This window comes from Enterobacter sp. CFEC122 (assembly GCF_052983755.1).
Genome location: NZ_JBRIQR010000024.1, coordinates 33,058 through 47,653, shown reverse-complemented (window position 1 = coordinate 47,653; position 14,596 = coordinate 33,058). Strand labels below are relative to the sequence as shown.

Genomic DNA, 14,596 nt, shown 5'->3' with positions numbered 1-14,596 from the left:
CCTGGCTCCCCGTGTGGATAACAGTGCGAAACCTTATTCGGTCTCGTCGCTGTCCTGCGCTGGCGTTGAAGAACCCTGCGCGTTGCTGCCATGATGGTAGTTACTACCTGTGCCGCCGCCAGCGTTATTGCTGTGATGAGATACCGGACGGGACGGAACAACAGTAGAAATAGCGTGCTTATAGACCATCTGACTGACCGTGTTTTTCAACAGAATCACGAACTGATCGAAAGACTCAATCTGACCTTGCAGCTTAATACCATTCACCAAATAAATAGAAACTGGAACACGTTCCCGACGCAATGCGTTCAGGAACGGATCTTGTAAAGATTGCCCCTTAGCCATTCTATCTTTTCCTTATATGCTTGTTTTGTACTTAGAACCTTGCGATTCTGAAAAATTGCGCACGATACGCCTCAATTGTACACATTCAGTGAGCGATATCACCAACAACCTCAATCACGTCGCTTAACGCCTGTTGTGGTTTTTCACTGTCTAACCAGTGAACCCCTTCCCAACCGCGCAACCAGGTGATCTGGCGCTTCGCTAACTGTCTCGTGGCGCAAACACCTCGATAAACCATTTCATCGTATGAAATCTCACCTTCAAGGTACGACCACATCTGGCGGTATCCCACACAACGAATGGAAGGCATGTCCGTATGCAAATCTCCACGGGCAAATAGCGCCCGCACTTCTGCTTCAAAATCTGAAGCTAACATCTGATGAAAACGCTGCTCAATTCGCTGATGGAGCAGTTCACGGCTCGCCGGGGCGATGGCGAACTGATGCACCTGATACGGCAGAGCGTCTCCTGACGTTTGCGTCAGTTCCGTTAAAGTTTTACCCGAAATGAAAAAAACTTCCAGTGCCCGGGAAAGCCTTTGCGGATCATTTGGATGGATCCGCGCTGCGGCAACCGGGTCAATCTCCGCCAGTTGCTGATGCAAAACGTCCCACCCCTGCTCTGCCGCCTGCTGCTCAATTTTCGCTCTTACTTCCGGGTCCGCGGATGGCAGAGGTGATAACCCCTCCAGCAGCGCCTTGAAGTAGAGCATGGTTCCGCCAACCAACAGCGGTATACGCCCCGCCGCCGTTATCTGGGCCATCTCGGCTAAGGCATCCCGGCGAAAATCCGCTGCGGAGTAAGCCTGAGCCGGGTCGAGGATATCCAGCAAACGGTGCGGTGCCGCGCGCAGTTCTTCTGCGTCAGGCTTCGCCGTGCCGATGTCCATCCCTCGGTAGATGAGGGCGGAGTCGACGCTAATCAACTCTACCGGCAAAACTTTACGCAACTCAATGGCGAGCGCCGTTTTGCCGGAGGCCGTTGGGCCCATTAAAAAAATTGCCTTAGGCAGGCTCGCCTTACTTACGTCAATCATGTTTCAGGGCGTTCATCGCCGTTTTTAAATCAACAGGTTGTAATAACCCACCCGGCGGCGCTTTCACCAGATGCGGACAGAGGCGTTCAACCTCCGCCAGCACGCTGATGGCCTGTGCCATGCTCCACGGCGCGTGTTCGCTGGCCAGATGGCGGGCGATCCACTGCGCGGTGTTAGCGGCATCAAACGATGTTTGCTGCGCCAGGTAGCCTATCAGTTCAGGAATCAAGTTTTGTAAATTTTGTTGGCGTAAGGGTAAAGGCACTGCACGAATTGTCACATGTTGTGGTTCGAGCACAATTTCAATACCCATTTGCGCCAGCTGTGCTTCGGCACGCTGCAATATCCTTGTTTCATCAGGGGATATTTTCAGGCGAACCGGAATTAACAGCGGCTGCGCACAGGCGGCATTTTCGCCCGGCGTGAGCTGCACCTGTTTAAGCCAGCGTTCGGCAACCGGCAGTGCCAGAAGCATCAATTTGCCGTCACGTTCCAGCAGAGCCATATCCGGCGCGATAATCGTCAGCACCCGGCCAAAACTCTGGCTATGGCCGTCCAGAGAAGGCTGAGGTGCCGGAATAGGTTCTTTACGCTCTACGACTGGCGTCTCCAGCAGTTTGCGGTACAACGCGCCCTGCTGCTTTTGATAGCCAGGCTGGGCATTCGGGTAGTTGGCACCCGTTGGACGCGGTGCGGCCCCTGCGGAGGAAAAGCGCGGCGCTTCCGGTTCACGCGCAACGGCGGGCTCCGCAAAATGGTTGCGGCCTGCAGCGACACGGTTTTCAGGAATTGGGCGTGGCGCAGGTTCTGCGTGTTCCAGCGGCAACGGCGTTTCACCCTGCTGCTGCAGCACGCTCAGCACGCCCTGATAGATAAAATCATGCACCAGTCGCGACTGGTGGAACCGCACTTCATGCTTGGCAGGATGGACGTTCACATCCACCTGATGCGGGTCGATTTCCAGATAAAGCACGAAAGCAGGCTGCTGATCGGCCCCGAGCTTGTCTTCGCAGGCCTGGCGAATGGCGTGATTGATGAGACGGTCGCGCATCATGCGGCCGTTGACGTAGCAATACTGGATCTCCGCAAACGCAGCGCTGCTCGCGTTCGGATCGGCTACCCAGCCGCGCAGCGCCAGATCGCCGTGCTGCCACTCAATGGCCAGCGCCTGTTCCAGAAACGGGGTCCCGCAAATGGCGCCCAGCCGACGCTCTTTCTGTCCACCTTCTGCCACCGCGCGATACTGACGCATCACCTTGCCGTTGTGGCTGAGGTTGATGGTGACATCGAAACGCGCCAGCGCGATGCGGCGGATGATCTCGTCGATGTGTCCGAATTCGGTCTTCTCGGTACGCATGAACTTGCGTCGGGCGGGGGTGTTGTAGAAGAGATCTAATACTTCAAGCGTCGTGCCGACAGGGTGCGCCGCGGGTTTGACCGTCACATCCATATCGCGCCCTTCGGCGTAAGCCTGCCAGGCTTCCTGCTGTTCGGCGGTACGGGAGGTCAGCGTTAAGCGCGAAACCGAGCTGATACTGGCCAGCGCTTCACCGCGAAAGCCGAGGCTAATAATCGCTTCCAGGTCATCCAGAGAAGCAATTTTACTGGTGGCGTGACGGGCCAGCGCCAGCGCCAGCTCCTCTTTTTTAATGCCGCAGCCGTTGTCGCGAATGCGGATAAGCTTCGCGCCGCCGCGCTCGATATCAATATCGATGCGGGTCGCGCCCGCATCGAGGCTGTTTTCCACCAGCTCCTTCACGACCGACGCGGGACGTTCCACCACCTCACCGGCGGCGATTTGGTTCGCAAGCTGCGGCGGCAGAACCTGAATCGGCATGAATTCTCCTTAGTTGGTCGCGGTCATCTCACCCGGTAGCGCTGCGCTGGCCGTCTGGGCAGCGCCGCTCTGTGGCGCAGACTGCAGCGGATGGGCATCAAAGTATTTACGCAGACCGTTATAAATCGCTTCGGCAATTTGCTGCTGATAGCTGTCGCTTCCCAGCAGACGCTCTTCACCGTTGTTACTGATAAAGCCCGTCTCTACAAGGATGGATGGGATATCTGGCGAGCGCAGAACGCCGAGGCTGGCATGTTCAGGACGACGCTTATGCAGCACACCAATGCTTTGCAGCTGGTTCAATACGTTAGTGGCCACATCATACCCGACGCGCTGAGAATGACCGAATTGTAAATCCAGCACCGCCTGGCTCAGGTACGGGTCTGACTGGCTGTTTGCCAGCACATCGCCCGCGCCGCCTAGCAGTTCAGACTGCTTCTCATGCTCTTCCAGCCAGTTGGCCATTTCGCTGTTGGCGCGACGGTTCGAGAGTACCCATACCGAGGCACCGGTCGCGTTACGGTTAGGCGCAGCATCTGCGTGGATGGAAACCAGGAAATTCGCATTCTGCTTGCGCGCGACGTCCGAACGCCCCATTACCGAAATGAAGTAATCCCCGTCGCGGGTCAACACGCCTTTGAACGTAGGGTCGTCGTTGAGCAGTGCACGCAGCTTACGGGCAATGGCGATGGTGACATTTTTCTCTTGCGTCCCACCCGGGCCAATCGCCCCCGGGTCCTGTCCACCATGACCTGCATCAATGGCGATAATCACTTTGTCACCGCTGGTCGCAGCACGGCGCGTACTCACCGCCGGACGGGTCACCGTATTGCTGCTGGTTGCCGCAGTGATGCGATCGTTCTGTGATTTAAATGGATTACGCGCAGGTTCAGCAGGACGCGGCGTATACACCGGTTCTTCCACGCGTTTGGCAACGACAGGCGGCGGTGGAGGCGGTGGCGGGACATCGGCATTGATGGTAAAGACCACCGTATAGTTCGCCCCGTTTTGCTGCTTCACCGCCTTCGTTTTGCCCTTTTCGGTCAGATCGACCACCAGGCGTAACGACTGGCTATCCTGCGGCGTACCCGAACGGATACTTTTCACCAGGTTGTTGCCGCTGAACTGCAGCGGTAATCCCTGGATCACGCCTGTCTGTTTGATATCCAGCGCCACGCTGTGGCTGTCTGGCTGTGAAAACGCATACTCAGGATCGCCCATAAAGCTGAACGTGATCCGGGCCTGGCTTTCGCCGTTCGATACCTGAATATCTGAAAGATTTGCCGCCCCGGCCTGCGCGCACAGCAGCACGGTGGCAGCCAACAACCAACCTTTAACGCGATTTATCATCCCGTCATCCCTACGCTTAACCGGCCAGACGCGCCAGTAAGGAACTGCCTGATGAGGAAACAGCACTGATGCGTGCCTCACGCCCTTGAGCCTGGTAATCTAAGTGAATTTCGACATCCGGGTCAGGCAGCACACCCGCACCTTGTTGCGGCCACTCCACCAGGCAAATGGCGTCGTTGGCAAAATAATCACGGATCCCCATAAATTCCAGCTCCTCAGGATCCGCAAGGCGGTATAAATCGAAGTGGTACACCATGAGATTTTCAAGGGTGTACGGTTCTACCAGCGTGTAGGTTGGGCTTTTCACATTCCCGTTATGCCCTAACGCCTGCAAAAAACCCCGGCTGAAGGTGGTTTTACCCGCCCCTAAATCACCATACAGATAAATGACGGTTGCCCCCTGACAGGCCTGCGCCACGCGCTTGCCGAGATCTAAAGTGGCTTGTTCATCAGGTAAAGGAATCGCTCGATTAGTCATTTTCTACGTCAATCACATCCGGGTTAACTACACGCCGCAGCGTGCAAAAGAGATCGGTGGCCAGCATACCGCGCGTACCGTAACGCGCAGCCAGTTTATCTGCCGCAACGCCGTGGGCCACGCAGCCCGCACAGGCTGCATCATAAAGGGGAAGTTTCTGTCCAAGCAATGCGCCAATAATACCGGAAAGCACATCGCCCATGCCGCCGCTCGCCATGCCCGCATTTCCGGCATCAATAACGCCCTGCGTCTCGTCACAGGCGACAACGGTTCCCGCCCCTTTTAAAACGGCAACACCTCCGTAACGTTTTACCAGACGCTGAGCAGAAAGTAAGCGATCGCTTTCAATTTCTGCCACGCTGCAGTTAAGCAGCCGCGCGGCTTCGCCGGGGTGTGGCGTCAGAATGCGATTGTGACGCTTATCCGGGTTTATTGCCAGAAGGTTAAGCGCGTCGGCATCCCACAGCATCGGTTTGCGAAAATTCTCGACCTTTTGCAGGGCCTGTTTACCCCACGCCTGCTGCCCAAGCCCGGGACCGATCACCACCACGTCCGCCCATTCGAGGCTTTGCTCCAGCGTCTGGAGCGTAAGCTCATGGACCATCAGCTCCGGTCGGGCCGTGACGATCGGCGCAATATTCTCAATGCGAGTGAGCACTCGCACTAATCCGGCGCCGCTGCGCAGAGCCGCTTCACCAGTCATGCGAATCGCACCCGCCGTACCGTGGTCACCGCCCACAATCACCAGCCTGCCGTGATCGCCCTTATGTGACGTTGGTCGTCGCGGCGGGAGCCACGCTGCAAGCTGCGACGCATCATAACGCATGAGGTGCGTTTCCTGCCCGGCCAGCCAGCTCTCCAGCCCCAGCGCACTGTGGTGCAACACGCCAACGACATCCCGCGCTTTGCCGGTCAGTAATCCTGGCTTCAGGGCGATAAAGGTTACCGTATGTGCCGCCTGAATCACCGCCCCCGGCGTCGCACCCGTTTGTGCAATCAGGCCAGAGGGAATATCCAGGGCGACTACCGGCGCGGAATGTCTGTTAGCGTGTTCAATGAGTGCGGCAACGTTTTCGCGCGGCGCGCTGCGCAGCCCGGTGCCCAGCAGCCCGTCAACAATCAGATCAACATCCTCTGGCCAGACGATATCAGGCGCATGAATCACACCGCCGGCGTTCAGCCATGCCTCCCGCGCCGCGCTGGCCTCTTCCGGCAGCGGTTTATCACTTTCGAGAGCCAGCAAGGTCACGCGGATACCCGCAGCCACCGCGAGACGGGCGACGACGTAGCCGTCACCGCCGTTGTTGCCGTGCCCGCACAGAATCAGCCAGTGGGCGGCCTGCGGCCAGGCGCTACGGGCAACGTCAAACGCTGCCTCACCCGCGCGGAGCATCAGTTCATACAGGGTAATCCCGAGGCTGTCTGCAGCCTCTTTTTCGGCGCGCCGGAGGTCATCCGCATGCCAGATGGAATGTGGTATACTTGCGGGGTTTTTCTTCACCGTATGGTCCGTCATGTCACAGCCCCTCGATCTCAATGAATTAGCGCAAAAAATCAAACAGTGGGGTGCTGAGCTTGGCTTCCAGAAGGTAGGCATTACCGATACCGACCTCTCCGCCAGCGAGCCCAAACTGCAGGCCTGGCTGGACAAACAATACCACGGCGAAATGGAGTGGATGGCACGTCATGGCATGATGCGCGCCCGTCCACACGAGCTTTTGCCGGGCACATTACGCGTCATCAGCGTGCGCATGAACTACCTGCCCGCCAACGCGGCCTTTGCGCGCACGCTCAAAGACCCCTCGCTGGGTTACGTTAGCCGGTACGCCCTCGGTCGTGATTACCATAAGCTTCTGCGTAACCGTTTAAAAAAACTCGGGGAAACTATTCAGCAGCACTGTGTTTCGCTGAATTTTAGACCCTTTGTCGATTCCGCGCCTATTCTTGAGCGTCCGATCGCCGAAAAAGCCGGGCTTGGCTGGACAGGTAAGCACTCACTTATTCTTAGCCGCGACGCCGGATCGTTCTTCTTCCTCGGTGAACTGCTGATTGATTTACCGCTGCCGGTAGACGGCCCGGTAGAGGAAGGCTGTGGCCGCTGCGTGGCCTGTATGACCATCTGCCCCACCGGCGCCATCGTTGAGCCTTACACCGTTGATGCGCGCCGCTGTATCTCCTACCTCACGATCGAACTGGAAGGCGCCATTCCAGAGGAGTTCCGACCGCTTATCGGCAACCGCATCTACGGCTGCGACGATTGCCAGCTCATCTGCCCGTGGAACCGCTATTCACAGCTCACCGACGAAGAGGATTTCAGCCCGCGCAAGGCGCTCCATGCCCCGCCGCTCGCTGAACTGTTCGCCTGGACCGAAGCCTGGTTCCTGAAAGTGACGGAGGGTTCGGCCATCCGCCGTATCGGCCATCTGCGCTGGCTGCGAAATGTGGCCGTCGCGCTGGGGAATGCCCCGTGGGATGAAGCGAATATTCGGGCGCTTGAAAGCCGTAGAGGTGAGCACCCACTTCTTGATGAACACATAGAATGGGCGATTGCGCAGCAAGTTGAGAAACGTAATGCCTGCGTGGTCGAGGTGCAGCTACCGAAGAAACAGCGTCTGGTGAGGGTGATTGAAAAAGGGCTTCCGCGGGATGCCTGAACTATTCACAGCCTGTGAATAAAATTACAAACTCAAGCGCCATCAGGGCTGGAGAAGAGTTCAAGTGATCTCAATAACATTTTGAAATCAAATTTTATTAAGTAAATACAGTATCTTATGAAGATATTATTCACCCTGCTAAGTTTTAACCCTGTTTCGGTTAAGCGCAGTTTCTGTGGATAACTCTGTTCACAAGAGTATTTCAGAGAAAACAGAAAACGTCCCCAGCGATGCTTTTCGCTGTGGATATTTTAGAGATGAAGAAGAATTTGGAGCGGGAAACGAGACTCGAACTCGCGACCCCGACCTTGGCAAGGTCGTGCTCTACCAACTGAGCTATTCCCGCTTGGGTGGTCCGTGCTGTGGAAGCACTTTCAAATTTTGGAGCGGGAAACGAGACTCGAACTCGCGACCCCGACCTTGGCAAGGTCGTGCTCTACCAACTGAGCTATTCCCGCTTGGGCAGTCTGTGCTATGAAAGCACTTTCAAATTTTGGAGCGGGAAACGAGACTCGAACTCGCGACCCCGACCTTGGCAAGGTCGTGCTCTACCAACTGAGCTATTCCCGCAAATCTGCACTGCTTTTGTTGCTGTCGTAACGTGTAATTCTCTGTCGTTACGGGAGGCGCATTATACGAGAAATCCTTTTAGCTGCAACCCCCCTTAAAGCGATTTTTTCGAAATTCAGTTCAAATGCTTATTTAATCGGCAAGCTGCACAATTTAACGACAAAAAGCCGGCCACGCAAGGCGCCGGATCTCAAAATCACAGCTTAATAAAGTTTTCGCGGTAGTAAGAAAGCTCCGCCACGGACTCTCGGATATCGTCCATCGCCTGATGCGTCCCCTGCTTTTTAAAGCCGTCGAGAATTTCAGGCTTCCAGCGACGCGCCAGCTCTTTCAGCGTGCTGACATCCAGATAGCGGTAGTGGAAGTAAGACTCCAGCTCCGGCATGTACTTAAACAGGAAACGACGATCCTGGCCGATGCTATTCCCACAAATAGGTGATTTGCCCGCCGGAACCCACTGTTTCAGGAACTCAAGCGTCGCCAGCTCCGCCTCACGGTCACCCATGGTGCTCGCCTTCACGCGCTCCACCAGGCCACTGCCGGTGTGGGTACGCACGTTCCACTCGTCCATCAACGCCAGTTGGTCATCAGACTGATGCACCGCAATCGTAGGCCCTTCCGCCAGGATATTCAGGTTGGCGTCCGTCACCAGGGTCGCAATTTCAATAATGCGATCGCGCTCGGGATCCAGCCCGGTCATTTCGAGATCGATCCAAATCAGGTTGTTTTCATCCGCGCTCATGTTATTTTCCACCCTTCTCGCATAACCGGCAGTAGCAGGTTAACTAGTATTAATTAGAGTGTATCATAGAGGTTTTGCCCCCTACGGGCGACCAGGAGCCAGTGCGATTGAGTAAAAATAAACTCTCCAAAGGGCAGCAGCGCCGCGTGAATGCCAATCACCAGCGCCGTCTTAAAACCACTGCGGAGAAGGTCGATTACGACGACAACCTGTTTGGCGACCCAACGGAAGGCGTAGTCATCAGCCGTTTCGGTATGCACGCTGACGTGGAATCCGCCGATGGTGCCATTCACCGCTGCAACATCCGCCGGACCATTCGTTCTCTGGTGACCGGCGACCGCGTCGTCTGGCGACCGGGTAAAGAGGCGGCGGAAGGCGTAACGGTAAAAGGTATTGTTGAAGCAGTCCATGAGCGCACGTCCGTGTTAACCCGTCCCGATTTCTACGACGGGGTCAAACCGATTGCCGCCAACATTAACCAAATCGTTATCGTATCGGCGATTTTGCCCGAACTGTCGCTCAATATTATCGACCGATACCTCGTCGCCTGCGAAACGCTGCAGGTTGAACCTATCATCGTGCTGAACAAAATCGATCTGCTGGACGACGACGGGATGGCCTTCGTCAATGAGCAGATGGATATCTATCGCAAAATTGGCTATCGCGTCCTGATGGTCTCCAGCTACACCAAAGATGGCCTGAAACCGCTTGAAGAGGCGCTTACCGACCGCATCAGCATCTTTGCGGGCCAGTCCGGCGTGGGTAAATCGAGCCTGCTGAACAACCTGCTTGGCCTTCAGCAAGAGATCCTCACCAACGATGTATCTGACGTCTCGGGCCTCGGCCAGCACACCACCACCGCGTCACGCCTGTATCACTTCCCACATGGCGGCGACGTGATCGACTCCCCGGGCGTGCGAGAGTTCGGTTTATGGCACCTTGAGCCGGAACAAATCTTTAACGGATTTGTCGAATTCCATGATTATTTAGGCGCTTGCAAGTACCGCGACTGTAAACACGATAACGATCCAGGCTGCGCTATCCGTGAAGCGGTTGAGAAAGGCGAAATCGCGGAGACCCGCTTCGAGAATTATCACCGCATTCTTGAGAGCATGGATCAGGTAAAAACGCGTAAAAACTTTTCTGATTCTGATAACTGACAACTAAGCTAAGCATCGCTAAAATCGTCCCCTTTTTTCAGGTTCCGGTGGCTTACCGCCGGATCAGGAACGACAAAACAATGGCCTGGAGGCTACCTTGTTAAACGCATTTAAACTTTCGCTTCAATACATTCTGCCAAAACTGTGGCTCACTCGCCTGGCGGGCTGGGGCGCGAGCAAACGCGCAGGCTGGCTGACCAAACTGGTCATCGACCTTTTCGTAAAATATTACAAGGTCGACATGAAAGAGGCGCAGAAGCCGGATACCGCCAGCTACCGCACCTTCAACGAATTCTTCGTGCGCCCGCTGCGTGACGACGTGCGCCCGGTGAACACCGACCCTAACGTCCTGGTGATGCCGGCAGACGGCGTGATCAGCCAGTTGGGTAACATCGAAGACGACAAAATTCTGCAGGCGAAGGGCCATAACTACAGCCTGGAAGCGCTGCTGGCGGGTAACTACCTGATGGCGGATCTGTTCCGCAACGGTACCTTTGCCACCACCTATCTGTCACCGCGCGACTACCACCGCGTGCACATGCCGTGTAACGGCATCCTGCGTGAAATGATTTACGTCCCGGGCGATCTGTTCTCCGTGAACCACCTGACCGCGCAGAACGTGCCAAACCTGTTTGCCCGTAACGAGCGCGTCATCTGCCTGTTCGATACTGAATTTGGCCCTATGGCCCAGATTCTGGTCGGTGCGACCATCGTTGGCAGCATCGAAACCGTCTGGGCAGGCACCATCACCCCGCCGCGCGAAGGCGTGATCAAACGCTGGACCTGGCCTGCCGGTGAAGCGGAAGGTTCCGTGGCCCTGCTCAAAGGTCAGGAGATGGGCCGCTTTAAGCTGGGCTCCACCGTGATCAACCTGTTTGCGCCGGGCAAAGTGAAGCTGGCTGAACAGCTTGAAAGCCTGTCGGTGACAAAGCTGGGCCAGCCGCTGGCGGTCTCTACCGAAACCTTCGTGACGCCGGATGCAGAGCCTGCTCCGCTGTCACAGGAAGAGATTCACGCCGAGCACGACGCCAGCCCGCTGGTTGACGACAAAAAAGACGAAGGCTAACAACAGAAGGATCGCTGACGTGCGCCCGATTATCGTTCTACTGATGGCCTGGTGCCTCAGCATGGGGGCGTACGCAGCGACAGCCCCCGACGCCAAACAGATAACCCAGGAACTGGAGCAGGCAAAAGCGGCCAAACCCGCTCAGCCAGAGACCGTCGAGTCGCTCCAGTCTGCACTGAACGCGCTTGAGGAGCGGAAAGGCTCGCTTGAGCGCGCTCAGCAGTATCAGCAGGTTATCGACAACTTCCCCAAACTCTCGCAGACGCTGCGCGCGCAGCTCAATAACTTGCGCGACGAACCGCGCGATGTGCCGGCAGGGATGACCTCCGACGCGCTGAACCAGGAGATCCTGCAGGTCAGCAGCCAGCTTCTGGAAAAGAGCCGCCTTGCTCAGCAGGAGCAGGAGCGAGCGCGCGAAATTGCCGACTCCCTCAGCCAGCTTCCGCAGCAGCAAACCGACGCCCGCCGCCAGCTTAATGAAGTTGAGCGCCGCGTGGGGACACAAAACGGCAACACGCCACAGGCGCAGGCCCAAAATCTGGGCCTGCAGGCAGAATCGGCTCGCCTGAAGGCCCTTGTCGATGAGCTCGAGCTGGCGCAGCTTTCCGCCAATAACCGCCAGGAGCTGTCGCGGATGCACTCAGAACTCGCTCAGAAGCAGAGCGAGCAGCTGGACGCCTATCTTCAGGCCTTGCGCAACCAGCTCAATAGCCAGCGCCAGCGTGAAGCGGAGCGCGCGCTGGAAAGTACCGAGCTGCTGGCAGAAAATAGCGATAACCTGCCTGCCGGCATCGTCGAGCAGTTTAAGGTCAACCGTGAGCTTTCGGCCGCGCTGAATCAACAGGCGCAGCGTATGGATCTGGTGGCCTCGCAGCAGCGTCAGGCCACTAATCAAACCCTTCAGGTTCGCCAGGCGCTCAACACCCTGCGCGAACAGTCCCAGTGGCTCGGATCGTCAAACCTGCTGGGCGAAGCGCTACGCGCCCAGGTCGCGCGCCTGCCGGAGATGCCGAAGCCGCAGCAGTTGGATACCGAAATGGCCCAGCTGCGTGTTCAGCGACTGCATTTTGAAGATCTTCTCAATAAGCAGCCGCAAATCCGCCAGATCCGTCAGGCTGACGGACAGCCTCTGACCGGCGAGCAAAGCCGCATTCTGGAAGCCCAGCTGCGTACCCAGCGTGAACTGCTGAACTCTCTGCTCCAGGGCGGGGATACGCTGATTCTTGAGCTGACCAAGCTAAAAGTGTCCAACAGCCAGCTGGAAGATGCCCTGAAAGAGGTGAACGAGGCGACGCACCGTTACCTCTTCTGGACGTCCGACGTGCGTCCGATGACCTTCTCGTGGCCAATTGAGATTGTCCAGGATCTGCGCCGTCTGATTTCGCTGGATACCTTCAGCCAGCTGGGACAGGCCAGCGTGATGATGCTCACCAGCAAAGAGACCATTTTCCCGCTGCTGGGGGCGTTAATTCTGGTGGGCTTCAGCATTTACTCGCGCAGACATTTCACCCGCTTCCTCGAGCGTTCCAGTTCCCGGGTGGGGAAGGTTACCCAGGATCACTTCTGGCTGACGTTGCGCACCGTATTCTGGTCGATTCTCGTCGCCTCCCCGCTGCCGGTGCTGTGGATGACGCTGGGCTATGGCCTGCGGGAAGCCTGGCCCTATCCGCTCGCGGTAGCGATTGGCGATGGCGTCACCGCCACGGTACCGCTGCTGTGGGTGGTAATGATTTGCGCCACCTTTGCGCGACCCAATGGCCTGTTCATCGCCCACTTTGGCTGGCCGCGTAATCGCGTGGCGCGCGCCATGCGTTACTATCTGATGAGCATCGGGCTGATTGTGCCGCTGATTATGGCGCTGATCATGTTCGATAATCTCAACGACCGGGAGTTTTCAGGCTCGCTGGGCCGCCTCTGCTTTATGCTGATATGCGGAGCGCTGGCCATCGTCACGCTCAGCCTGAAGCGCGCGGGTATTCCGCTCTATCTGGATAAAACCGGCAGCGGTGACAATATGTTCAACCGGCTGCTCTGGAACCTGCTGCTCAGCGCACCGTTGATTGCGATGCTGGCAGCCGCGGTGGGTTACCTGGCGACGTCGCAGGCGCTGTTGGCACGTCTCGAAACCTCGGTGGCCATCTGGTTCCTGCTGCTGGTGGTGTATCACGTTATCCGCCGCTGGATGCTGATCCAGCGCCGCCGTCTGGCGTTTGACCGTGCCAAGCATCGCCGGGCGGAGATCCTCGCCCAGCGCGCGCGGGGTGAGGAAGAGCCAAACCACGTTAACAGTACGGAAGGTACGACGGAGGCGGATGAGGTCGAACTGGATCTGGATGCCATCAGTACCCAGTCCCTGCGCCTGGTTCGTTCCATCCTGATGCTGATTGCCCTCCTCTCGGTCATCTTCCTGTGGTCGGAGATCCACTCCGCGTTTGGCTTCCTGGAGAACATCTCGCTGTGGGACGTGACGTCCACGGTGCAGGGTGTTGAAAGCCTGGAGCCGATCACCTTAGGGGCGGTGCTGATTGCCATTCTGGTGCTGATCATCACCACCCAACTGGTGCGTAACTTCCCGGCGCTGCTGGAGCTGGCGCTGCTGCAGCATCTGGATTTAACGCCGGGTACGGGCTATGCAATCACGACCATTACCAAGTATCTGATCATGCTGTTTGGCGGTCTGGTTGGCTTCTCGATGATCGGCATTGAGTGGTCGAAGCTCCAGTGGCTCGTCGCAGCGCTCGGCGTTGGGTTAGGTTTTGGTTTACAGGAGATCTTCGCCAACTTCATCTCGGGCCTGATCATTCTGTTCGAAAAACCGATCCGTATTGGCGATACCGTCACGATCCGCGATCTGACCGGCAGCATCACGAAGATCAACACCCGTGCGACGACGATCAGCGACTGGGATCGGAAAGAGATCATCGTGCCAAACAAGGCGTTTATTACCGAGCAGTTCATCAACTGGTCGCTCTCAGACTCCGTTACCCGTGTGGTGCTGACGGTACCGGCACCGTCGGACGCGAACAGCGAAGAGGTCACCCAGATCCTCTACACTGCCGCGGAGCGCTGCTCGCTGGTCATCGACAACCCGGCGCCGGAAGTCTTCCTTGTGGATTTACAGCAGGGGATTCAGATTTTCGAGCTGCGTATCTACGCCGCCGAAATGGGCCACCGTATGCCGCTGCGCCATGAGATCCACCAGCTGATTCTGGCGGGCTTCCGCGAGCACGGTATTGATATGCCGTTCCCACCGTTCCAGATGCGTCTGGAAAGCCTGGACGGGCGTAAAACGGGAAGAACGCTGACGTCAGCGGCGCGTACGCGCCCGGCGGGCAGCTTATAACGCGTCTCCCCTCCC

General features: G+C 57.1%; 11 protein-coding genes and 3 tRNA genes. 4 read left to right on the top strand and 10 right to left on the bottom strand.

Translation table 11 applies throughout. The features are described 5' to 3' along the window. Nucleotides 1-33 precede the first annotated feature (33 nt). The 6 genes from hfq to nnr form a co-directional block, all read right to left on the bottom strand. The gene (gene hfq / locus ACVCAM_RS16950) at nucleotides 34-345 is read right to left on the bottom strand and encodes an RNA chaperone Hfq (protein WP_008502919.1); all 312 of its coding nucleotides are present in this window, start codon (nucleotides 343-345) and stop codon (nucleotides 34-36) included. A gap of 85 nt (nucleotides 346-430) precedes the next feature. Next, a complete protein-coding gene (gene miaA, locus ACVCAM_RS16945) occupies nucleotides 431-1,381 on the bottom strand; it encodes a tRNA (adenosine(37)-N6)-dimethylallyltransferase MiaA (RefSeq protein ID WP_023293455.1) in 951 nt (316 codons plus the stop codon). Further along, a complete protein-coding gene (gene mutL, locus ACVCAM_RS16940; protein ID WP_023326549.1) occupies nucleotides 1,374-3,218 on the bottom strand; it encodes a DNA mismatch repair endonuclease MutL in 1,845 nt (614 codons plus the stop codon). The genes miaA and mutL overlap by 8 nt, the downstream gene beginning before the upstream one ends. 9 nt (nucleotides 3,219-3,227) lie before the next feature. Beyond that, nucleotides 3,228-4,568, bottom strand: coding sequence for an N-acetylmuramoyl-L-alanine amidase AmiB (amiB, locus tag ACVCAM_RS16935; protein ID WP_021240715.1), 1,341 nt, complete (start codon nucleotides 4,566-4,568; stop codon nucleotides 3,228-3,230). Between the two features lie 16 nt (nucleotides 4,569-4,584). Beyond that, nucleotides 4,585-5,046 (bottom strand): tRNA (adenosine(37)-N6)-threonylcarbamoyltransferase complex ATPase subunit type 1 TsaE, encoded by a 462-nt coding sequence (gene tsaE, locus ACVCAM_RS16930; RefSeq protein WP_008502923.1) that lies wholly within the window; start codon nucleotides 5,044-5,046, stop codon nucleotides 4,585-4,587. Then, nucleotides 5,039-6,562 (bottom strand): bifunctional ADP-dependent NAD(P)H-hydrate dehydratase/NAD(P)H-hydrate epimerase, encoded by a 1,524-nt coding sequence (gene nnr, locus ACVCAM_RS16925; RefSeq protein ID WP_407222992.1) that lies wholly within the window; start codon nucleotides 6,560-6,562, stop codon nucleotides 5,039-5,041. Before nnr ends, tsaE begins: the two co-directional genes overlap by 8 nt. On the opposite strand from nnr, the gene queG reads away from it, so the two are divergent. Then, nucleotides 6,561-7,700 carry a tRNA epoxyqueuosine(34) reductase QueG gene (gene queG, locus ACVCAM_RS16920; RefSeq protein WP_023345299.1) on the top strand — a complete coding sequence of 380 codons (1,140 nt, stop codon included), beginning with the start codon at nucleotides 6,561-6,563 and terminating at the stop codon, nucleotides 7,698-7,700. The genes nnr and queG overlap by 2 nt on opposite strands. Before the next feature lie 270 nt (nucleotides 7,701-7,970). Here queG and ACVCAM_RS16915 read toward each other — a convergent pair. The 4 genes from ACVCAM_RS16915 to orn form a co-directional block, all read right to left on the bottom strand. After that, nucleotides 7,971-8,046 (bottom strand) — tRNA-Gly (locus ACVCAM_RS16915). Between the two features lie 36 nt (nucleotides 8,047-8,082). After that, nucleotides 8,083-8,158 (bottom strand) — tRNA-Gly (locus ACVCAM_RS16910). A 36-nt stretch (nucleotides 8,159-8,194) separates the two neighbouring features. Continuing rightward, a tRNA-Gly gene (locus ACVCAM_RS16905) sits at nucleotides 8,195-8,270 on the bottom strand. 196 nt (nucleotides 8,271-8,466) lie between these two features. Further along, a complete protein-coding gene (orn, locus tag ACVCAM_RS16900; RefSeq protein WP_008502926.1) occupies nucleotides 8,467-9,012 on the bottom strand; it encodes an oligoribonuclease in 546 nt (181 codons plus the stop codon). 107 nt (nucleotides 9,013-9,119) lie between these two features. Here orn and rsgA point away from each other — a divergent pair, with 107 nt between their 5' ends. The 3 genes from rsgA to mscM all read left to right on the top strand — a co-directional run bounded on the left by rsgA (nucleotide 9,120) and on the right by mscM (nucleotide 14,581). Next, the gene (rsgA, locus tag ACVCAM_RS16895) at nucleotides 9,120-10,172 is read left to right on the top strand and encodes a small ribosomal subunit biogenesis GTPase RsgA (protein WP_008502927.1); all 1,053 of its coding nucleotides are present in this window, start codon (nucleotides 9,120-9,122) and stop codon (nucleotides 10,170-10,172) included. A gap of 97 nt (nucleotides 10,173-10,269) precedes the next feature. Then, a complete protein-coding gene (gene asd / locus ACVCAM_RS16890; protein WP_025911888.1) occupies nucleotides 10,270-11,238 on the top strand; it encodes an archaetidylserine decarboxylase in 969 nt (322 codons plus the stop codon). Nucleotides 11,239-11,257: 19 nt separating this feature from the next. Beyond that, entirely contained in the window at nucleotides 11,258-14,581 is a 3,324-nt protein-coding gene (gene mscM, locus ACVCAM_RS16885) for a miniconductance mechanosensitive channel MscM (RefSeq protein WP_407222991.1), read from the top strand. Nucleotides 14,582-14,596: the final 15 nt, after the last annotated feature.

What these genes read in the sequence shown, in the direction of transcription:
- hfq (WP_008502919.1), bottom strand. Translation starts at nt 345, where the DNA reads ATGGCTAAGGGGCAATCTTTACAAGATCCGTTCCTGAACGCATTGCGT.
- miaA (WP_023293455.1), bottom strand. Translation starts at nt 1,381, where the DNA reads ATGATTGACGTAAGTAAGGCGAGCCTGCCTAAGGCAATTTTTTTAATG.
- mutL (WP_023326549.1), bottom strand. Translation starts at nt 3,218, where the DNA reads ATGCCGATTCAGGTTCTGCCGCCGCAGCTTGCGAACCAAATCGCCGCC.
- amiB (WP_021240715.1), bottom strand. Translation starts at nt 4,568, where the DNA reads ATGATAAATCGCGTTAAAGGTTGGTTGTTGGCTGCCACCGTGCTGCTG.
- tsaE (WP_008502923.1), bottom strand. Translation starts at nt 5,046, where the DNA reads ATGACTAATCGAGCGATTCCTTTACCTGATGAACAAGCCACTTTAGAT.
- queG (WP_023345299.1), top strand. Translation starts at nt 6,561, where the DNA reads ATGTCACAGCCCCTCGATCTCAATGAATTAGCGCAAAAAATCAAACAG.
- nnr (WP_407222992.1), bottom strand. Translation starts at nt 6,562, where the DNA reads ATGACGGACCATACGGTGAAGAAAAACCCCGCAAGTATACCACATTCC.
- orn (WP_008502926.1), bottom strand. Translation starts at nt 9,012, where the DNA reads ATGAGCGCGGATGAAAACAACCTGATTTGGATCGATCTCGAAATGACC.